Source organism: Paenibacillus algorifonticola (genome assembly GCF_000971975.1).
Taxonomy (GTDB): Bacteria; Bacillota; Bacilli; order Paenibacillales; family Paenibacillaceae; genus Pristimantibacillus; species Pristimantibacillus algorifonticola.
Window position 1 is genome coordinate 16831 of the sequence record NZ_LAQO01000016.1, and the last position, 19472, is coordinate 36302.

Consider the following 19472-nt stretch of genomic DNA (forward strand, 5'->3'; position numbering starts at 1 on the left):
GATGGCAAATATCAAAATAATCAATCCGTCCGTTAACGACGACATATATGCTGTTCAAGCTGGTCCCGAGGACGAGGACGCGGTACGCGAGCTGATTTTGGAAACGGCTCGTTGGCTGAACAGCATGGGCTCCATTCAGTGGGGCGGCCTGCTTCAAGGAGAGGATAGCCATGACCTTAAGGGAGCGATTGCTCGTGGCGAGGTTTTTGCATTTCGCAAAGCAGGGGAAGAGGAGCTTGCGGGCGCTGTTATTTTGCAGCAGGAGCCAAGCGAGTGGGATCGTAAGCTTTGGGGCGAAGCGGAGGCTGGCAAGGGAAACGCAGTCTTTTTGCATCGGTTAGTCGTTAATCGTCAGTTTTCCGGCAAAGGACTCGGCGGCGACATTATGGCTTGGGCTGAACGGGGGATCCAATTTGCCGGTAAAGACCGAATGAAGCTGGATTGTATCGCAAACAATGAAAAGCTTAACCGCTTCTATAAGCAATGCGGTTATACCTACAAAGGCGAAGCGGGTGGATGGAGCATTTATGAAAAGCGGCTTCCAGATGTAAGGATCCATTGAACGAACGATATCGCCACTCGGCAAGCATTCCGTATTTTGCGATTCGCAAGTTGCATGTTACATATTGCATTGGAAATGCTGCGCAACGCTTGCCGATTGGCGGCTCCATCATCTATAAGCTAGCAAATCCCAGCCATCAACGGCTGAGCATGCTGCGGATGGTCTGAATGATGAGCTCCGGCTCGTCGTGAATGACCATATGGCCGCTTTTTTCGGCGATAATCAGCTCGCTGTCCGAAGAAATATTCAGCATTTCACGCTGCCCCGCTTGCCAAATATCCTCCAGCTTTTTGCCGCCATCCTCTGAAATGCCGAAACTGGCATAGTCTTGCGGAACACCGCGGGCGATAATTTTCACGGGGAGATTTCCTAATTGTTGTCCGCGAATGGCATCTTCCGTTAAATAGGCCAATTCGGCCTCTGCTTCCTTTGCCTCAAAATAACGGGGAGTTGCAATGACGTTAATAAAAAGCTGCCGATCCTCTGGAGCGACCAAGCCTTCCAGCAGGAAATCGCCAAATAATCGAAAAGCCCCCGAGCTTTTGAGCAGCTTCAGCATCCATACGGGCGGATTGCCGCTAAAATTCTCCTGTTCTAAAATAGGCAATGTCTCCCGCTCATCATTTTCCGGCCTTGCATCAACAAGCACTAATCCAGAAACCTCGTCTGCATAGGTTTGGGCGAATAATCGGGCATACATGCCGCCTAAGGAATGTCCTACCAAGAGATAGGGTCCGCTCATGCCTGCTTCATCAAGCGCAGTATGCAGCTCCTCGACGATCTGTTCCCCGCTCCGCGCCTTCGTAGCGGTTTCACTCCATGTGTAGCCAGCCCGATCATAGCTGACAACGGTTGCGAAAGAGGCAAGCTGCTCGGGAATATCTCGCCAAGATAGGCTGGTTTCTCCGCTTCCCGCTTCGAGAAGAATGGTAGGTGATCCGCTGCCAGCCTTCTTGATATGCAGCTTATGGCCACCGACATCAACCAGTTGACCAGGAGGAGCATATTTTTTGCTAGCTTGCTCAGAAGCTATCCATTCATAGATAAAGCCCGAACTGATTAACAGGAGGAAGACAGCGGATGTGAGGAGGGCTAGCTTTTTCCATCGTTTCCGCCCGGTTGCTTTCTTGCTTGTGGACGTGAGAGGTGTGAGATTCATAAGTGGGAAGCTCCTTTTTTTATTTAATACATTGTACTAAAAAGATTATAGCACGGTGTATTATAAAAGAAAACAAGCTATAATAGGACTATGCCAAAAATAGTAGATCACGATAAGCAAAAACAACTCGTCGCCGAAGCCGCTTTACGGCTTATACAGCAAGCAGGACTTGAGCAAGCGACCGTTCGCAACGTGGCTGTGGAAGCGGGATTGTCTGCCGGTTCCCTGCGCCACTATTTTCATTCACAGGTGGAGCTGTATGCGTTTTGCATGAATATTTTTGTCCAGCGGGTAGAGGAGAGGGTTCAGGCTTTTCGATTTGAGGGGGCCATTTTGCACGATTTGAAGAGGCTGCTCCTGCACCTATTGCCGATGGATGAGGAAAGAACGGTTGAAATGGAGGTATGGTATTCCTTTAACGCCAAAGCACGGATTCATCCTGAGCTTCGCCCGTTAAGCGAGGAGATGCAGGCAAGCTTGTACCGTGTATCTGAGTTTGTTATCCAGTCGCTGCTTGATCATAAGCTGGCAAAACCCGAAATAAATAGTGAACTGGAAGCAGAAAAATTGTATGCGCTGGTGGATGGACTAGCCATTCATCAGTTCATGCAGCCAGGGCGGCTGTCGGCGCAGCGTTTGGAGGAAATTTTAGACCAGCATTTGAACATGTTATGCGGACAATCAGGTGAATTATAGCAGAGAGGGGAAGAATGACATTGTCTTTATCCACTGAATATTTGCATTATGAGCCGTTTATAAGATCGCTGCCGCTGAAGCCGCGATATGAGCCTGCTGATTTGCTCGTTCCGGATTTGCTGATCGACCGGGAAGGGGAGGTTGAAATGTTCTATGCTCCTCACAATGAATACCGGAACAGCTCGGCGAGCCTTTTAATTGTCGGCATCACGCCCGGCTGGACCCAGATGGAGCTGGCCTACCGGACGGCAAAGCTCGCTTTGGAGCAAAATAAACCGGCGGACGAGGTGTGCAAAGCTGCCAAAATCGCCGCCAGATTTTCCGGTGCGATGCGCCGCAACCTGATGCAAATGCTGGACAGCCTGAAGCTGCCGGAGTATTTTGGCCTTCCAGACAGCGAGGCTTTGTTTGCTGAAAATAATCCGCTCCTGCATACGACTTCGCTGCTCAAATATCCGGTATTTGTAGCTGGGAAAAACTACACGGGGCATAAGCCCCCGCTTGCTGGCAATGTTTTTCTGCATAATTATGCACTGAAATTTATTAAGGCTGAGCTAAACCAGTTGCATATGCCGCTTATTATACCTTTAGGCAAAACGGTGGAAACGATGCTTAAAGAGCTTGTTAGCAGCAAGGAACTGGGGGATACGCTAGAGGATAAGCGCTGCTTATGGGGATTTCCCCATCCTTCGGGAGCCAATGGCCACCGACACAAGCAGTTCGCTGATGCGAGAGAGCAGATGGAGGCGAAGGTCGCCGCATTTGCTGTTGAACGAAGTGGGCTGGCTTAGGTGTATTCAAAACAAATGACAGCCTTGCGCAGCTCTTTATCATAGAACAAAAATATATTATCCGCGCCATAAGCCTGAAAATAATACCCGGTTAAGGAGCCGATATAATCAAAGACTTCCCCGTTTGCTTTTTTGGGGACATGAAATAGATTGGTGTTTTCAAACTTGCGGAGCTCTTCTATCGATTCATTATATTTTTGCATAAATGCTTGGGCTTCATCGGACATAAACGCGATATCGTCCCATATGCCATTAATTTCGGGATAGCTTAGTCCCCACCCATCCGCTTGCTTCTTGTTAAAATCCGCTAGCAGTTCCTCAGCAGAGGCGAATTGTTCGCTAAATCGGGAGTAAGGGTAAATCTTCTGATTGTTTTGGTAATATTGCTTGCGGATTTGATAATCCAAATCATTTTGCGCATAGGCAGCCTTCAAATCCTCATCGATTTCACTGTCTGCTGAATGCTTCTGCTGATGCAAGGTGAAGTAATTCCAGTCTGCCTCAAATTTGTATTTCCCATCTATTACATCAAAACCTAGCATATCTTCTTTCGTGAAAAGGGTATGGTAGTTTTTCGTGCTGTCACCCACACAGCCATCATAAATTTCCTTGGCTGATATAATATGCAGCCACTCATCAAGCTCGGGATCGATGCATTTTAAATGAATCGAGCAAAGGGGCAAAAAGTGCTGGCGATGCTTTTCAATATCGTCATAGAAAACATCCTCATAAGCGGGAAACGGCTTAATAAAGGCTTCAGGAATGTTCATCCGGCAGTGTACCTCCGACCTGTTGGTTAATTTGTGGTTATGAAATGGATTCTACTCTTATAGTAAACGATCAGAGCTAAAAGCAAAACAGGCCGCCTAAAAGATTCACATAAATGTCCTAGTCTGTTGACTTTGTGAATCTAATTAGGATATCATCTAATTAGATAATTATTAAATTAGATATGAGCTAAATAAGACGCGTCTGACATTCGGTCTGGAGGTGGAAGTAGATGCAATTGGACAAAGTAGTCGCTTACCATAAAGCGCTTGCAGATCCAACCAGGATCAAACTATTAATTTTGCTATCGGAAGGAGAGCTTAATGGCCAGGTTTTAGCAGAAAAGCTAGGTGTCTCTCCAGCTACGATAACCCATCATGCTGCAAAGCTGCGTGAAGCAAGCTTGATTAATGAGCGAAGAGATAAAAACACGATCTTCTTTTCTTTAAATCACTACTTCATTAAAAGTAGTGCCACTGCTGCTGCAGAGTTAATTTACAAAAACACAAATGCAAAAGGAGGTGTGGATATTTTGGAGGATGACAAAAACAAGCGGCTTCAGCAGTCTGTCGTTAAAAACTTTTTCACATTAGACAATAAATTAAAGCACGTACCCGCGCAGCTTAAGAAAAAGCTGATCGTATTGGAGCACCTAGTGTCTCAACTAGAAACAGGGCGCAAATACAGCGAAAAGGAAATCAATGCGTTCATTAAAAGTTATCATGAAGATTTCGCCACCATACGCAGGGAATTTATCATGCACCAATTCATGTTCAGAGAGAACGAAATTTACGAATTGAACCCGCCTGAGATGTGGGCGAAATGGGAAAATCTAGCGTGAGAATATGCCCCATTTTAAGCTAAAGAAGGTGTAGCAGCTGATTAACTTAAAGTTAGTATCCGATCCACTCTCCACAGAAAGTTTAAAAATTCAAAAGGCGATTATGAATTCACATCCTAAGTTTAATCTTTTAGTGATTGGTAAACAATTCCAAACGGATGAAGATATTAGGGAAGAAAACAAGAAGAACCTCGAATATGGCGAAAAAATGTTTCACTTGAATGAAAATAACGAATGCGTTGGAATTATTACTTATCTTCCGCAAAATCCTAATGATCATCATCCATGGATTGGACTGCTTATTATTCATAAGGAACATGAAAGGGCAGGCATCGGAACACTAGCATTGAAGTTATTGGAAGAAGAATTGGTAGCACAACGTATAGACAAAGTCAGACTTTGTGTTCAGAATGGCAACCATAAAGGGGCTTCATTTTGGAAGAAAAATGGGTTTCATAAAATTAGCGATGGGCTGGATATTCACAATAATCAAATTGATATCTACGAAAAAAACTATTCGTACAGCAAACCATACTCCTTTAAAGCTGTGGAATGAACGAAATAAGAAAATAGTCTTTATTTAAATAAACGAGGAGGAGCATACGATGCAAAATGAGGATCGCTTAAAGGTACAAGCGTTATCGGATATCGCTCATCTAAAGGTTCATGGAAGAACGACAGGCCACCTTTCTCCGCTAACGTTATTTTGGACGGGAAGCTCGGTTGAATTAAATGCTCAAGGGTCTGAGCTTTGGATTGAAGTAGAGGTGAATTACGAGCAGTATGAGCCTTGGATCAGTGTTGTGATCAACGCTGTTCCGGTCAGCAGACAAATGTTAAAGGCGGGCAGGTACTGGGTTTGTATTTTTAGAGGAATGGATAAGGCAGCGATTAAAAATGTTCGTATCGTAAAGGATGTACAGGCGATGAGCGCAGATTCCGGCTGCCTGATGCAGATTCACGCTGTGAAGTTTGACGGCGAATTTACACCGATTGAAGAAAAACCGTATCGCATCGAATTTATAGGCGACAGCATTACTTCTGGAGAAGGGGCCATCGGAGCGAAAGCCGAGACGGACTGGATTCCGATGTGGTTTAGCGCCATAGACAATTATACGGCGATGACAGCGGAAGCGCTGAATGCAGAATACCGTGTCCTTTCTCAAAGCGGATGGGGCGTACTTTCTAGCTGGGATAACAATCCGTTTGCCAATCTTCCTGCGTATTACGAACAGGTTTGCGGCCTTCTTACCGGTGAGAACAATAAAGCATTGGGCGCGCATGAAAAAAATGATTTTGACTCCTGGCAGCCGGATGTCGTAGTGGTGAATTTGGGAACGAATGATGGCGGCGCTTTTCATTCTTCGGAATGGGTGGACACAGTCACCGGCAAAGCTTACAAACAACGGTTAAAGGAAGATGGCACGTATGACGAAGAGGATGTAAAGGCATTTGAGGAGGCGGTTGTGCGTTTTCTTATTAAAATTAGAAAATATAACCCTAACGCGCGTTTGATATGGGCCTACGGCATGCTAGGCCTACCGATGATGCCGGCTATCTACCGTGCTGTAAATGCTTACAACATGCTAACAGGGGATAAGCAGGTATCCGTTTTTCAGCTTCCCAATACGATAGATGAAACATTAGGTGCAAGACAGCATCCAGGCAGATTAGCCCATGAGAAAGCAGCCAGAGAGCTGACGGGTTATATAAAAGAAGTTTTGCGTTCCTCTAAGCCTTAGTTGGCCGAAACTTCGCGACAACGGTCAAAATAAGCAGCGGGGTGAACATGACAAGTCCGTTCCAGATCGGGTGAACACTCGTTATGACGCTGCTCCATTGTGTATGGCTATCATAGTTGACCAGCCCCATCAGAAAGCCGGTCAGGGCAAGCGGCATAATGACCGTGTTATTGTCCTTCAAGCCGCAAAGCTTGGCGACAAATAGGCTGAGTACATACAAGGTAATGGTCGTTTTCATATAGGAGCCGAGAATGAGGGATATGCCGATAATGGATTCGATGCGCTGAACAATTTCCTGAAATTCAATGAGCCGGGCAATGGAGAACAGAATGAACGGCCCGGCTGCCGACACGGGGCCGAAGACCATTAAAGCACATATCGTTACCGTGCAAAGTGCCAGTAAGCTTGCCCCCAATGACAGTGACATCGCCTTAAGCAACTGCTTGTTTGACTGGTCTTCCCCTGTGTATGACAGCAGCATGCCGAATAAGAAAACCTCTGAGAACGGGAAGCCGAATGAATAATAGGTTCCGGCAGCTACTGGGAGCAGCCCTTTAGGCAGCACGGGCAGCAGCTGCTCGGGACGATATTCGGGCAGCACGAGCACGAGTACGATCACGACGAAAAAGGTGGTCAAAGGCATGATGAGAGTGAACATCCTCGCCATGACCTCGATACCCGCGCGTGCCGTTAAGGCGGCAATGAGGAAAATCAGGATGGTGAAGGCATAGATTGGTGTTTCTCGCATCATCGCCCCTATCATAAAAAGCCCGACATCAATCACAATCGCCGCCTGCATTTGGAGTAAAAAGGTGATTGTTAGAAAACCAAAGATGATCGTCAGGAAGCTTCCAATTAGCTTGCGACTGTAGTCGATATAATCCAGACCGGAAAACCGGAAGTTTAAATAGAGCAGCATTATGAGGATAGCGAAGCCAATCGTGCCAGACAGCAGCAGCGATATCCACGCTCCTGCTTCTGCTTTGCCAATTAGTCCGCCAGGAACGAAAATAATCGAGGAACCTGTCATGAAAACGAAAAAGAGAATACTCATTTGAAAAGAACTGATTTTTTGCTTATTCAACTCAAAGTCTCTCCTCTCTTTGGCGTACTTCATTTTGTTCACCTTAGCCAAGCGGCCCACATCGTCTCATTACAATTATCGCGTCTTTTCTCTAAGATTTCCCTAGCCGAGCGACCGCCACGACCGTCAGAATAAGCAGCGGAACAAACAGCGCGAGCCCGGTCCATAGCGGATGTATTCCCGTAACAATGCTGCCCCACTGCGTATTGCTGTCATAGGTGACGAGCCCCATTAGAAAGCCTGTCAGCGCAAGCGGAATAATGAGCGTATTGTTGTCCTTTAATCGGCAAAGCTTTGCGATAAACAAGCTGAGTACGTACAAGGAAAGGGTCGCTTTCATAAAGGAGCCAAGAATGAGGGAGATGCCAATAATGGATTCAATGCGTTGAATGATTTCCTGAAATTCTACGAGCCGGGCGACGGAATACAGAATGAACGGACTAGCGGCCGAAACGGGACCAAATACCATTAAAGCGCATACCGTTACGGTACAAAGCGCAAGCAAATTGGCCCCGAAGGCGAAGGACATCGATTTGAGCAGCTTTTTTCCCGGCTTGTCCCCTGTGACGAAAGGCAGCAGCATGCCAAACAAAAATACCTCGGAGTACGGGAAGCCAAACGTATAATAAGCACCGGAAACTGCGGGCAGCAGACCTTTAGGCAAAATCGGCAGCAATTGCTCCGGCTGGTATTCGGGTATTGCGAGAATCAGCACGATAGCGATAAAAAAGGTCGTTGCGAGCATGATGAGGGTGAACATGCGTGCCATTACCTCAATTCCTGCGCGTGCGGTACAGGCGGCAATGAGAAAAATCAGGGCAGTGAAAGCATACATGGGCGTCTCTCTCATCATGGCGCCAACCATGAACAAGCCTACGCCTACGACGATAGCCGCCTGCATTTGCAATAAATAGGAGATGGTCGCGAGGCCAAAAAACACAGTCAGCACGTTGCCGATTAATGCACGGCTGTAGTCAATATAATCCAGGCCGGGAAAGCGGCGGTTTAAATAAAGCAGCATCATCAGAATGCTAAAGCCAACGGCGCCGGACAGCAGCAACGAGATCCAGGCTCCAGCCCCGGCTTTGCCAATTAGCGGTCCAGGCACGAAAATAACGGAGGAGCCGGTCATGAACACAAAGAAGAGCACGCCCATTTGAAAAGAACTGACCTTTTGCTTATTCAATTCAAATGATCTCCTCTCCTTTTCGTGCTTAATTCGGTCCGCCCAGCATGCTATTGATCTGTTTAGCAGGTCCACCCAAAACTTGTTCGACAACGTCGAAATAATCAAGCCAGTCCTTGTTTACGACATAATCAATTCCCATATATAAGCAACCCGCGGTAATTAAGACATAGAGCCACTTATCCTTCTTAGTCGTTTTCCCGCGCAGCGTGATGCCGTCATAAAGCAGCATTCCCCCAAAAGAAACTGCTACAATTAGCGCTCTTTCCCACATCCCGTTTGTCCTTTCTATTAAGCTAGGAGACTGGCTTGCTGTTTATCGTTCCGCCTGTCACCAGCCTAAATTCCGCTTTAACTTCTATTGGGAGCCGGGCGAACTGCTCATCCCAGTTCTGCTGAAGCTTCTGCCACTCTTTTGGGCTTTGGCGGTACAGCTGGTTGCCGATGCCGATAACCTCAAGCTTGTTTTTTTGCAAAAATTTAAGCGTTCCCGCGGTTTGCCGAAGAATGGCGGCGGAAAATTTCTCTACAAATTTTTGCTCGTCCTTAAACGATACAATTGACGTGCATTTCATCTCGGTAATAGCTAGATCTCCTTTAATTTTAAAGCTCACCTGCGGCTTGCCATTTTGCACCTTCGTTTTCATCGCTGTACGAAGCGACAGCACCTCGGCGGTTTCCTTCTCGCCCTTCATCCCTGAGCATGGAATTTCAAGCACGCCGGAATGATAGTCGTTGCGCAGCATAAGCAGCCCTTCGACTTTATCCGGCGGCATAATTTTTTTCAGCTTTCCCTCCTTAATCAAGGCAAGCCCAGCGGTAGACAACGTCTCCTTCGGGTTGGAATTGTTGTACACATAGGAGAGGATCGCATCGGGATGTGCGCTTTCCCTTTGCAGCAGTAAGCTCAGCAAAGTAGAGTCCATCGTTTTAGCAGCGTTGAGAAAAGAAAATTCCTCTGTCCGCAAAATTTGCTGCGCCGTCGTTTGCTCAATGAGCGGCTGCTTCTCTAACAGCTTATAGGCTGGGCCTTTGGAGATGAGCAGCTTAACGCTGCTGCGCGGCTCATGATCGCGGTAAAAAAGATCCAGCGTTTTGCTCAAATCCTGACTCCTGGCCAGCTTTTCTCCGACAATAATGACCCTTGTGTGGCTCCACTGGGCTTTGCGTCCCAAATGAATCGGAATGTCGCGAACCGCTTCCATCACCGTGTCATCATGTGTTCGAATGCTGACACTCGACTTTTGGGTTGTTGCCGATTTGCCAGTTTCGACCGAGGCGGGCCGATAAATTTGCGTCAGCATTTCGATTTTGCCATCCTTCGTTTCATCCAGCGCTACGCCCATCACAAAACCGCGCTCGGTCAGCTCATATTTGCTCCAGCAGCCCGTAAGCGTCATTGCAATTAGCGTTATAATTAGCGAGGTTGGAAGGGAAAAGACGCCCGTTTGTTTTCTCATATTGATCCATTCTTTTTCATTTTTTTGAGGACTATGCGGTTGGCTGCATGCGTTTATTGGCGATGCATTTTTTGCGGATTTCGCAGCAGCCTTTTAAGCGGGATTCTCATAATGATATCCCGAAGCTCGACCAGCCGAAAAGGAGCGAGCGGAGCCATATAAGGCTGACCAAGCGACCTCAGCTTGCATAGATGCAGCAAAATAAACAGGAAGCAAATCATCATCCCGAACCCGCCGAGCAGCGCTGCGGATAGCATAAGCGGAAATCGTAAAATACGAAGCGCAATGGCGATGCCGTATTGTGGAATGGAGAAAGAGGCGATCCCTGTCAGCGCTACTACGATAACCATGATAGGGGAAGCGATTCCGGCGCTAATGGCTGCATCTCCGATGATAAGTGCCCCGACAATGCTTACGGCGGAGCCGACTGTCCTTGGCAGACGCACGCCAGCCTCACGCATCAGCTCGAAAAAAAATTCCATCAGCAGCGCCTCGAAGAAAGCGGGTAGAGGCAGCCCCTCTCGCGCATTCAGCACGGCGAGCAGCAGGACTGTCGGGATAAGCTCAGGATGAAAGGTCGATAACGCAATATAGATGCTGGGCAGTGACAACGCGATAATAAAGGCAAGTATCCGCAGCCAGCGTATCATCGTGGAAATTACCGTGCGCTGGTAATAATCCTCGCTGGACTGGAAAAACTCGGTGAACAGACCCGGACAAATCAGCATGCCGCCTGTTCCTTGCACCAGCACGACGATTTTGCCGATTATCAGCCCCGCTACAGCCATATCGGTTCTTTCCGTGTAACGATGCTGAGGAAAGGGCGAGTAGCTGGAATCTTCAATAAGCTGTTCGATATAGGAGGTTTCTAAAACATCTACCGTTTTAATGAGCTCCATTCGCTTCTTAAACTCGGCGAGCATCTCGGTATCCACTTTGCCTTCCAAATAACCGAACGCGACGGTTGTGTTTGTATCGCCCCCGCCGCTCATCAGCTCAATTTTGAATTTCGGCGTTTTCAGCCGCAGCCGCAGCAGTCCTAAATTTTTCTGCAAGTTTTCAACGGTGCTTTCCCGGGGCCCCTGCACGACCGATTCATTGACAGGCTCATTGACCTGTCTCGTCTCTACAGACTGGGCTTTAAAGCTAAGTGCCTGATTCCATTCGTCGAATAGAATGAGCATCTGTCCGCTGGAAATGCTGCTTACGACGGCATCTAGATCGCTTACGAGCTGTACTTTTTTGCCGGAAGGGCCATGCTGCTCGAAGAAAAAACGGACGTCCTCGATTCCGATTTCCATGCCAGGTCCGACTTCATGCGTCACAAGATCTTGCAGCGTTATTTTCATATAGTTAATGGTATCGTCTTGAATGAGCGAGCTGTAGTAGATCGAGCATGCTTTATGCTTCATTTCGGGACCGTAATGCCAATGCATAAAGATGATGTCGGAGCTGCGGTCAAAGACAGATTCCAGATAACGGAGATTGTCCTCCAATATGGAGGTGATCGGATGCTCCCCATTGCCACTGCCTACTGGTCCACTTTGTGTTACGGTCGGCATCGTTTCCTGAGTGTTCGCCCCCGTATGGCCATTTTCGGTTGTCATGTGCGCTCACCTAGTTTCCATGTCCTGATTTCTTACATTTACCAGTATGGCTTGCGGCCTGAAAAACTATACGACATAAGCATTACTGCTGCACGAGCAGCGGGGCAATGTGCTGACGGAAAACATCTGCTGGAGGCTTGCCTCTTTTTAGCCTGTCATTGGTGACGACTGCGACGATATTGAGGCTGGGAACAACGGTAATCGTCTGTCCGCCGAATCCTAAAGCATAATAAAAATCGAAAGCAGAAGGCGAAGCGGAGTCTGAAGCTGCTGTAAAAGAATCGACCCACCAATGCCAGCCGTACCGGCCACGGCGAGGAGATTCAGCGGCTATTGCAGGATAGACGGAGCGTTGTACTAAATCTTGAGAGATAAGCTGCCGTCCATTCCATTCGCCCTGCTGCAAATACAGCTGGCCGAGCTTCAGCATATCGGCTGGAAGCAGCCGCAGTCCAAAGCCGCCTGTATGAATGCCCTGCGGATCATGCTCCCATTCATATTGTGAAATGCCTAGAGGCTGGAACAGATAACGTTCGGCAAATGCAGCAGTGGTCATGCCGCTTGCTTGTACGAGAATAGCAGACAGCATTTGTGAAAGACCTGAGTTGTATTCCAGGCGTGAGCCAGGCTCATCCGATAACGGCTGCTCCAAGGCAAATTGTATCCAGTTTGGCGTTTGCGTCATGCGAGGGAAGGAGTTTTGCCCGCCGAACTCCGTCCAGTTGAAGCCAGCAGACATCGTCAATAGATGCTCCAGCGTGATCGCTTTTTTTCGCGGATCAGGATCTTCAGCAAGCTGGGGGAAATATAAAGCGGCTGCCGTCGATGCCTCTGGCAAAAGCTGCTTGTCCATAGCAATACAAATCAGCGCAGAAACGACGCTTTTGGTACAGGAATTAACTTTTGCAATTTCTTCTCTTGTACGATGATTTCGGTAATGCTCTATAATAAGCTTGCCATTATAAGATACTAGGCAGCTCCTTAAGTCCAGCGGCTCAATAGCCGGGAGCAGTGATGACAGGTTCATCTGTATATTCCTACTTTCCTCATCCATATGTTCTTTCGATTATAGGGGGTTCGCGGAAAAGAAACAAATGGAAGAGGCTTGGGGGAAATGAAGCGAAAAACAAGGATAAGCAATCCCTGATCTGGCTGCTGGGTAAAGGCAAGCAGTTGTGTCTATTGTCAGCAGTGGAAAATAAAACTATGTAACTTATGACAGTATGCAGGTATGGGCTACTTTATCGATATATGCTTTTAATTAATATATTGAACTGATATATACTTTGTGTTAATATAGGCTTGCGCAATGATGTTTGCAAAGAAGGTGGGGGAATTTTTTGAACAGCCAGGATGTGATTTTGGGCATTTTAATGGATGAAAATTGTTCGGGCTACGAAATCAAGCACAAATTTGAATCGCTGTTTTCGTATTTTTACAATGCCAGCTATGGAACGATTTATCCGACGCTCGGCAAGATGGAGAAGCAGGGATTGATTACGAAGGAGAGCATTTTGCAGGATGGCAAGCCGAATAAAAACGTATATACGATCACGGAAGCAGGCCGGGAACAGTTTATGCTTTATTTAACAAGCGATATCCAGGCTGTGGAAACGAAATCCGATTTTATGGTGAGGCTTGTTTTTGGAAAATGGGCAGATCAAGGGCAAGTGATCCAGTGGCTGGAGAGAACGATTGCCAAACAGGAGGAAGAGATTGCAAGATTGACGGCTGATTACGCAAATTGGAAACCCAACATGAATGCTACCCAAGAGCTATGTATCACAATCGGTATTGCCAATCAGGAGAGCTCACACCGAATTTTAGTAGAAGGACTGCAAAAGCTGAAAGCTCAATTATAAGGAGAAGGGGTTCAACATGACCAAGGAAAAAACAGGGCTAATCGTATTGGCTATGGCACTCGGCCTGCTAATGTCGTCTCTCGACAACACGATTACCTCTGCGGCACTAAGCCACATCATTAAGGACATTGGCGGATTTGAGCAGGTCAGCTGGGTCTTTACCGCCTATATGCTCGCTTCAACGAGCATGATGCTCGTTTTTGGCAAAATGTCCGATTTATTCGGCCGCAAGCTATTTTATCTCATTGGCATATCGATTTTTCTCATTGGTTCAGCCTTATGCGGCATGGCACAGGATATTACACAATTAATCGTGTTCCGTGCTATTCAAGGAATTGGTGCGGGAGCGCTGCTGCCGATCAGCTTCACGATCATTTATACGGTGTTCGCCGATCCGAAGCAAGCAGCCAAAATGGCCGGCGTTTTTGCCGGTATCTTCGGCTTATCCTCAGTTGCAGGACCGCAAATCGGGACGCTGTTGTCAGAGGCATGGGGCTGGAGATGGTGCTTTTACGTCAATGTTCCGATTGGCATCGTATCCTTCCTAGTATTGCTCGTTGCTCTCAAGGAATCTCGCTCGGAGCGGAAGCCAAAAATCGATTATTTAGGTACGGCTTTCCTCATCATTTGCACCATTTCTCTGATGCTCGCTTTGGAGTGGGGCGGCAAGGACTACGCTTGGACGTCTTGGCAAATTTTATCGCTGTTTGCGGTGTCGCTTATCGTCGGCTTGCTGTTTATATTCGTCGAGCTGCGTGCAGAGGAACCGATATTACCATTAGTTTTGTTCAAAAATCGAATGGTTGTCGGGCTATGCCTCGCCTGTCTCTGTCAGGGAGCAATTATGTTTTCGGCCATTGCTTATTTGCCGATTTTCTCAACCGCTGTATTAGGGCAGGAAAACTCCAACGCTCTGTTGACCCCGATGATGGTTTCGTTAATATCCGGAGCGGTTCTGTTTGGTTTTTTGCAATCCAGATTTGCTTATCGGACGCTTATTGCGTTCACAATGACAGCCGGAGTTGTCGTGAGCTACTTGCTCAGTACGGTTAGCCATGATGCTTCCAAGTGGTATATGATTGGTCTTATGGTACTGCTCGGACTTGGAGCTATCGGCCCTTTGATGAGCATGTCGCAGACAGCTATGGCGGCGAGCGTGGAACGCAAATACATCGGCATTAGCTCGTCCATAGTTGGTTTCTGGCGCAGTATTGGCGGCGTTCTCGGCGCATCGATTATGGCGACGATAGTCAACAACAACTTGAAGACGCTGCTGTCGGATGGAGCGGCTGAGCACCATATTTCACAGGATCAGATTGCTACGCTAGCGAATCCGGAACAACTCGTGCGTGGGGCGGACAATGTCCCGCAAGAAATTGTTGCTTTCGTGCGTGATTCTTTGGGAACTGCGATTAATCATGGATTTATGTTAAGTATGGTATTCGCTGTTCTTGGCATTGTGGCAGCATTCGTTGCAGGTCCGGGTCGGCATGACATTCCGGCTGCACAATCCGCTGCCAAACAGGCTTCATGAGCAGGTTAACTAAGCTGTAAGCTGATCGAGGATCCAAAGGGTTATGGCTACGTCGATATATCTGTCGAAGTGCTGCCGGAGATTTTGAAGCAGTAGGAGAGTGCAAGTGGACGAAAGTCTGAAATTTTAAAATAAGCCTAAGCATTCCAATGTCGAATGCTTAGGCTTATTTTGTTTTTATGAAAAGCTTGGAGCGCTATACATGGCGAATATCCCGGCAAAAATAACGCCACCTACTCCAAGTACCGTCAGAAACAGCGGAGGAGCGGATAAAATGATGCCTGCAATCGCCATGCCTTTGCCGCTTGAGGAGCGTTTTGCTGCCAAGCCAAATATAAATCCAAGCAAGCTGAAAATGAAAATAAGAACAGCAGATATAATGACGCTTGCCATTCCAGCTGTATCATTGGCATAAGGATCTAGCGCCGTTCCAATAAAGCTGAGCAAGCCTCCAACACACAGCAATACGCTAATAATACCAAAAATAAGCGATATAATCGCTAACGCTAGCCTATTTTTTGGCTGTTTTTTGTTCGCGGCTGATGCTGCTTGTGGTGCGGGCTGCGCAGCAGCCGGAGGAACAGATTGACGTGCTGCTGTTGTCGCTTGCGCGGAAGCAACTCGCGGATTGGCGACTGGCCTTTGCGTTTGCGCACTGGTAGGCCGTGCTGCTGTGGGCTGCCCAGGCCTGTAGGGCGACGTTCCTGGTCTTCTAGGTGGTGTTTGCAATAATATGACTCCCATCTATAGTTATATAGTCTCTCTACACCTCTCATCATTCGTCAAAGTTTTCCAAAATCCTTTTTTCAAAACGTTTATTTCCTCTAATTTGTAAAAGAGAAGAAAAATAATTTTAGGGTCCTATTTACGATAAGATAGTCCTGAGCACTCATTAACAACGCCAATGTACTAGCGATGAGCGAGAAGGTGACCAGCCTTGATATGGGAGCTGAAATGGCGGGAAAATTTCTTCGTGGCATTTGGTGCGACGGCTTTGCCGAGCAGCGCAGACTAAACAACGAAAGGGGCTTTGCCTGCTTCTAAGCATCGAAGATGAAAGCTTTAAATAGCGGGTAGTTTCCTTTAACAGCCAGCAGCTAAATACCTAGGCTGCTGTGCAGCCAGACTGGAAAGCAGCAGCATGGCTGCACAGCGTACCGCGATAAAAAGCTTACGCTCTGGATCGGCATTACAGCCTATATTCAGAGCGTGAGCTTTTATTATTGCAAGCGTAAGAAGTAGTCGCATAGTAGAAAGAAAGGCGTAATCTGACATAGAAGGTTAGAAGAAATTTCCAAAAATATCAAAAAAAGCTTCACAAATGATAGAGTCTCGTGTAATATAAAATCAGCTTCAAAAGATTGTAAAAATTTCCTTATTAGGCAGGTGATAGGTTGGAGCTTGGCTGCTAGTAAAGTAAGTTAAATCGTCCGTCGCAACCGTCTCTCATCCCAGATAACAGCTTTGGAATTAGCCAGAATGTAAACTCAACAGGAATTCGCTTGCACTTAAATCCTAGTATTCATATTGGAGGAGTGTTTATTATGAAAAAGAAAGTAGCTTCCATTGTTGCAGGTATGCTGGTATTTGGTTCCTTCGCTTCGCTAGTCGCAGCAGAAGAAAATAGCGATCCAAGCGATCTATTTGCTGATTCCTCGCAAATTTTTATTACGGCACCGGATTGGGTAGCTCCTTTGGCCGTATCGCCTGAGGAAAAGGTGTGGGGCTATTTGGAGAGTGTAAGAGACAGGTTGAATGTGGGAACAGAGGGCGACATTCGTGATCATTTCCGCATTGTAGAGCAGCAGACCAATAGTTTAACCGGGACGATCCATTTTAGGCTGAGTCAATATGCGTCGGGCATTCCTGTATATGGTGCCGATCAAACGCTGCATGTTGACAGTGAGGGACAGGTGACGTCACTGCTTGGAAGCGTTGTTGAAAATGTGCAGGACAAGCTGCCGCAAACGCTCGCTCCGGTAATCCCGATTAGCGAAGCAGACGCGATTGCCGCCGCCGAGGCTGATGTGGCGCAGGAGTACGGCGCGCTTGGCGAGCCGCAAACGACTCCTAAAGCAGATTTGTATTATTTCGTGCAGGACGGCGAACCCGTATTGTCTTACATTACAGAAGTGAACGTGCTAGAGCCCGAACCGCTGCGGTTCAGATATTTTATCGCGGCAGAGACAGGCAGCGTATTGTTTAAATATAATATTTTGCATCATATAACGGGTACGGGAACAGGTGTTAACGGAGATAGCAAAACGTTTGAAACAAGGCTGGTAGGCTCCTCTTATCAGCTGTATGATACAACGCGGGGGAACGGAATCGTAACCTACAATGCAAATAATGGACTGTCGCTTCCAGGAACGATCTTCTCCAGATCAACGAACATTTGGACGGACGGAGCGGCCGTTGATGCTCATGCTTATGCAGCTAAAACCTATGATTATTATTGGCAGAAGTTCGGCCGCAACAGCTTGAACAACAATGGTCTGCAGCTCCGTTCCACGGTCCATTATTATACAAACTATAACAATGCGTTCTGGAATGGCGTGCAAATGGTATACGGCGATGGCGATGGTGTCACCTTTGTGCCGCTGTCTGGCGATTTGGATGTAGTCGGTCACGAGTTTACGCATGGCGTAACGGAATATACGGCTAATCTGGAGTATTACGGCGAATCGGGAGCCATTAATGAATCGATTTCCGATATTATCGGCAACTCCATTGAAGGGGACGGCTGGTTGATTGGGGATGATGTGTATACGCCAGGCATTTCGGGAGATGCGCTCCGCTCGCTAGCAAATCCGACTTTGTATAATCAGCCCGCACATTACAACAACCGCTATACGGGTTCCGCTGACAATGGCGGCGTGCATATAAATAGCGGCATTAACAACAAGGCGTTTTATTTGCTGGCGCAAGGCGGAACGTTCAGCGGGGTGACGGTCACGGGTATTGGCAGGGAACAAGCGGTACAAATTTACTACAATGCGCTTGTGTACTATTTGTCGACATTCTCTAATTTCTCCGCCACACGTGCAGCAGTAATCCAATCGGCAACGGAGCTGTACGGCGCATCTTCGACGCAAGTAGCGTCAGTTAAACAAGCTTATAATGCGGTAGGCGTATATTAAAAGAATAGAAGTAAAATGAAATAGAATATGGAAGAAAGGCCAATCAGGAACTTCTGGTTGGTCCTTTTTTTGAAAAAGAGTTTATAAGTTTCATAGTCGAAAGCTGCTTATTATCTTCTTTGCTGGTATTGCCTATAGCCAGCTATCGCGCTATGCTTGTATAAGTATTTATTACATAAGTTAGGGATCGATAAAAATGAAAATCGGTTTTTTGGATTCGGGCATTGGCGGGCTAACCGTAATGGCTGAGGCGATTCGACGCCTTCCCGCTCAGGATTATCTTTTTATGGCTGATAATTTGCACGTGCCTTATGGAACGAAGTCTAAGGAGGAAGTCAGAGCCTATATTTTGGAGGCTGTTGAGACGATGGTTGGTGAAGGGATGGATGCGCTGGTTGTAGCTTGCAATACGGCTACTAGTATTGCTGTTGCCGAACTGCGAACAAAGTACTCTTTCCCCATTGTTGGTATGGAGCCGGCAGTCAAACCAGCAGTTGAGATGAACCGCAAGACAGGGAAGCGGGTGCTGGTGTTCGCGACACCGTTAACGTTGCAGCAGCCAAAGTATTATGCGCTTGTCTCACGTGTGGATGATGAGGGGATTGTAGATTCCTTACCCCTTCCGGAGCTCGTCGGCTATTGCGAGGACTTGCAGTTCGACAAGAGCATTATGAGCGACTATTTCTACTCCAAGCTTGCTGACTATGATTTGGACCGTTATGGCATGGTCGTGCTGGGCTGTACCCATTATCCCTTCTACAAAGGGCTGCTCCGCGAAATATTGCCGCCGCACATTCAGATTATAGATGGCAATGTGGGAACGGTAAAACGCCTTATGGCGCTGCTAAGCCGTGTTGGCATGGTAGGCGGCGTACGAAGCGGCAGCGTTCGCTTTATGTGTACCGGCAATGATTCTGCCTATATTGAGAAAATACGAACAGCATTTGAATTGATCAGCGAGAGCAACGTACTGAATGAAGAAATCATGAATTAATGAAAAGAATGTCCTAGTGCGGCGGCAGGTTGCGGGTAGAGCAATC

The 19472-nt window shown here is 47.2% G+C and carries 19 protein-coding genes; 10 read left to right on the top strand and 9 right to left on the bottom strand.

All coding sequences use genetic code 11. The annotated features are described in order from the left end of the window. The first annotated feature begins 1 nt into the window (after nucleotide 1). Complete coding sequence (locus WH37_RS20335; protein ID WP_046232468.1) at nucleotides 2-562, top strand: GNAT family N-acetyltransferase; 561 nt, start codon at nucleotides 2-4, stop codon at nucleotides 560-562. Between the two features lie 136 nt (nucleotides 563-698). Here the strand turns inward: WH37_RS20335 and WH37_RS20340 are convergent, their stop codons facing one another. Next, complete coding sequence (locus tag WH37_RS20340) at nucleotides 699-1721, bottom strand: alpha/beta hydrolase (protein ID WP_082110927.1); 1023 nt, start codon at nucleotides 1719-1721, stop codon at nucleotides 699-701. Between the two features lie 90 nt (nucleotides 1722-1811). Between WH37_RS20340 and WH37_RS20345 the strand changes: the two genes are divergently transcribed. Both WH37_RS20345 and WH37_RS20350 read left to right on the top strand, forming a co-directional pair. After that, the gene (locus tag WH37_RS20345; protein ID WP_046232469.1) at nucleotides 1812-2417 is read left to right on the top strand and encodes a TetR/AcrR family transcriptional regulator; all 606 of its coding nucleotides are present in this window, start codon (nucleotides 1812-1814) and stop codon (nucleotides 2415-2417) included. 14 nt (nucleotides 2418-2431) lie between these two features. Then, nucleotides 2432-3208 carry a uracil-DNA glycosylase family protein gene (locus WH37_RS20350; RefSeq protein ID WP_046232470.1) on the top strand — a complete coding sequence of 259 codons (777 nt, stop codon included), beginning with the start codon at nucleotides 2432-2434 and terminating at the stop codon, nucleotides 3206-3208. Here WH37_RS20350 and WH37_RS20355 read toward each other — a convergent pair. Then, entirely contained in the window at nucleotides 3205-3978 is a 774-nt protein-coding gene (locus WH37_RS20355) for a hypothetical protein (protein WP_046232471.1), read from the bottom strand. The two genes, WH37_RS20350 and WH37_RS20355, sit on opposite strands and share 4 nt — an antisense overlap. A 230-nt stretch (nucleotides 3979-4208) precedes the next feature. On the opposite strand from WH37_RS20355, the gene WH37_RS20360 reads away from it, so the two are divergent. The 3 genes from WH37_RS20360 to WH37_RS20370 all read left to right on the top strand — a co-directional run bounded on the left by WH37_RS20360 (nucleotide 4209) and on the right by WH37_RS20370 (nucleotide 6559). After that, complete coding sequence (locus WH37_RS20360; protein ID WP_046232472.1) at nucleotides 4209-4817, top strand: DUF2087 domain-containing protein; 609 nt, start codon at nucleotides 4209-4211, stop codon at nucleotides 4815-4817. A gap of 103 nt (nucleotides 4818-4920) precedes the next feature. Next, complete coding sequence (locus WH37_RS20365) at nucleotides 4921-5373, top strand: GNAT family N-acetyltransferase (protein ID WP_046232473.1); 453 nt, start codon at nucleotides 4921-4923, stop codon at nucleotides 5371-5373. A 49-nt stretch (nucleotides 5374-5422) separates the two neighbouring features. Then, nucleotides 5423-6559: an SGNH/GDSL hydrolase family protein gene (locus tag WH37_RS20370; protein ID WP_046232474.1), complete on the top strand. Its 1137-nt coding sequence runs from the start codon at nucleotides 5423-5425 to the stop codon at nucleotides 6557-6559. Here the strand turns inward: WH37_RS20370 and WH37_RS20375 are convergent. The 6 genes from WH37_RS20375 to WH37_RS20400 all read right to left on the bottom strand — a co-directional run bounded on the left by WH37_RS20375 (nucleotide 6549) and on the right by WH37_RS20400 (nucleotide 12923). Continuing rightward, nucleotides 6549-7643: a GerAB/ArcD/ProY family transporter gene (locus WH37_RS20375; protein WP_046232475.1), complete on the bottom strand. Its 1095-nt coding sequence runs from the start codon at nucleotides 7641-7643 to the stop codon at nucleotides 6549-6551. The two genes, WH37_RS20370 and WH37_RS20375, sit on opposite strands and share 11 nt — an antisense overlap. Before the next feature lie 91 nt (nucleotides 7644-7734). Continuing rightward, entirely contained in the window at nucleotides 7735-8829 is a 1095-nt protein-coding gene (locus WH37_RS20380; RefSeq protein ID WP_046232476.1) for a GerAB/ArcD/ProY family transporter, read from the bottom strand. A gap of 28 nt (nucleotides 8830-8857) precedes the next feature. Further along, nucleotides 8858-9103 carry a hypothetical protein gene (locus tag WH37_RS20385; protein ID WP_046232477.1) on the bottom strand — a complete coding sequence of 82 codons (246 nt, stop codon included), beginning with the start codon at nucleotides 9101-9103 and terminating at the stop codon, nucleotides 8858-8860. A gap of 22 nt (nucleotides 9104-9125) precedes the next feature. Then, nucleotides 9126-10289 (bottom strand): Ger(x)C family spore germination protein, encoded by a 1164-nt coding sequence (locus WH37_RS20390; RefSeq protein WP_052737104.1) that lies wholly within the window; start codon nucleotides 10287-10289, stop codon nucleotides 9126-9128. Nucleotides 10290-10342: 53 nt separating this feature from the next. After that, nucleotides 10343-11896 (bottom strand): spore germination protein, encoded by a 1554-nt coding sequence (locus tag WH37_RS20395; protein ID WP_231594300.1) that lies wholly within the window; start codon nucleotides 11894-11896, stop codon nucleotides 10343-10345. Nucleotides 11897-11978: 82 nt separating this feature from the next. Continuing rightward, nucleotides 11979-12923, bottom strand: a complete 945-nt coding sequence (locus WH37_RS20400) for a serine hydrolase domain-containing protein (protein WP_046232478.1) — start codon at nucleotides 12921-12923, stop codon at nucleotides 11979-11981. 313 nt (nucleotides 12924-13236) lie between these two features. Here WH37_RS20400 and WH37_RS20410 point away from each other — a divergent pair, with 313 nt between their 5' ends. Then, on the top strand, nucleotides 13237-13758 hold the full coding sequence (locus WH37_RS20410; RefSeq protein ID WP_052737105.1) for a PadR family transcriptional regulator: 522 nt from the start codon (nucleotides 13237-13239) through the stop codon (nucleotides 13756-13758). Nucleotides 13759-13774: 16 nt separating this feature from the next. Next, nucleotides 13775-15292 carry a DHA2 family efflux MFS transporter permease subunit gene (locus WH37_RS20415; protein ID WP_046232480.1) on the top strand — a complete coding sequence of 506 codons (1518 nt, stop codon included), beginning with the start codon at nucleotides 13775-13777 and terminating at the stop codon, nucleotides 15290-15292. A gap of 177 nt (nucleotides 15293-15469) precedes the next feature. On the opposite strand, the gene WH37_RS20420 is transcribed toward WH37_RS20415, so the two are convergent. Continuing rightward, nucleotides 15470-16021 (bottom strand): hypothetical protein, encoded by a 552-nt coding sequence (locus tag WH37_RS20420; protein WP_046232481.1) that lies wholly within the window; start codon nucleotides 16019-16021, stop codon nucleotides 15470-15472. 815 nt (nucleotides 16022-16836) lie between these two features. On the opposite strand from WH37_RS20420, the gene WH37_RS20425 reads away from it, so the two are divergent. Continuing rightward, nucleotides 16837-18432, top strand: a complete 1596-nt coding sequence (locus WH37_RS20425) for a M4 family metallopeptidase (protein ID WP_046232482.1) — start codon at nucleotides 16837-16839, stop codon at nucleotides 18430-18432. 196 nt (nucleotides 18433-18628) lie between these two features. Further along, nucleotides 18629-19426, top strand: coding sequence for a glutamate racemase (murI, locus tag WH37_RS20430; RefSeq protein ID WP_046232483.1), 798 nt, complete (start codon nucleotides 18629-18631; stop codon nucleotides 19424-19426). Nucleotides 19427-19472 lie beyond the last annotated feature (46 nt).

Coding starts and splice junctions, on each gene's coding strand:
- WH37_RS20395 (WP_231594300.1), bottom strand. CDS start 11,896: ATGACAACCGAAAATGGCCATACGGGGGCGAACACTCAGGAAACGATG.
- WH37_RS20335 (WP_046232468.1), top strand. CDS start 2: ATGGCAAATATCAAAATAATCAATCCGTCCGTTAACGACGACATATAT.
- WH37_RS20400 (WP_046232478.1), bottom strand. CDS start 12,923: ATGAACCTGTCATCACTGCTCCCGGCTATTGAGCCGCTGGACTTAAGG.
- WH37_RS20365 (WP_046232473.1), top strand. CDS start 4,921: ATGAATTCACATCCTAAGTTTAATCTTTTAGTGATTGGTAAACAATTC.
- WH37_RS20355 (WP_046232471.1), bottom strand. CDS start 3,978: ATGAACATTCCTGAAGCCTTTATTAAGCCGTTTCCCGCTTATGAGGAT.
- WH37_RS20385 (WP_046232477.1), bottom strand. CDS start 9,103: ATGTGGGAAAGAGCGCTAATTGTAGCAGTTTCTTTTGGGGGAATGCTG.
- WH37_RS20370 (WP_046232474.1), top strand. CDS start 5,423: ATGCAAAATGAGGATCGCTTAAAGGTACAAGCGTTATCGGATATCGCT.
- WH37_RS20340 (WP_082110927.1), bottom strand. CDS start 1,721: ATGAATCTCACACCTCTCACGTCCACAAGCAAGAAAGCAACCGGGCGG.
- WH37_RS20345 (WP_046232469.1), top strand. CDS start 1,812: ATGCCAAAAATAGTAGATCACGATAAGCAAAAACAACTCGTCGCCGAA.
- WH37_RS20390 (WP_052737104.1), bottom strand. CDS start 10,289: ATGAGAAAACAAACGGGCGTCTTTTCCCTTCCAACCTCGCTAATTATA.
- WH37_RS20415 (WP_046232480.1), top strand. CDS start 13,775: ATGACCAAGGAAAAAACAGGGCTAATCGTATTGGCTATGGCACTCGGC.
- WH37_RS20360 (WP_046232472.1), top strand. CDS start 4,209: ATGCAATTGGACAAAGTAGTCGCTTACCATAAAGCGCTTGCAGATCCA.
- WH37_RS20425 (WP_046232482.1), top strand. CDS start 16,837: ATGAAAAAGAAAGTAGCTTCCATTGTTGCAGGTATGCTGGTATTTGGT.
- WH37_RS20350 (WP_046232470.1), top strand. CDS start 2,432: ATGACATTGTCTTTATCCACTGAATATTTGCATTATGAGCCGTTTATA.
- murI (WP_046232483.1), top strand. CDS start 18,629: ATGAAAATCGGTTTTTTGGATTCGGGCATTGGCGGGCTAACCGTAATG.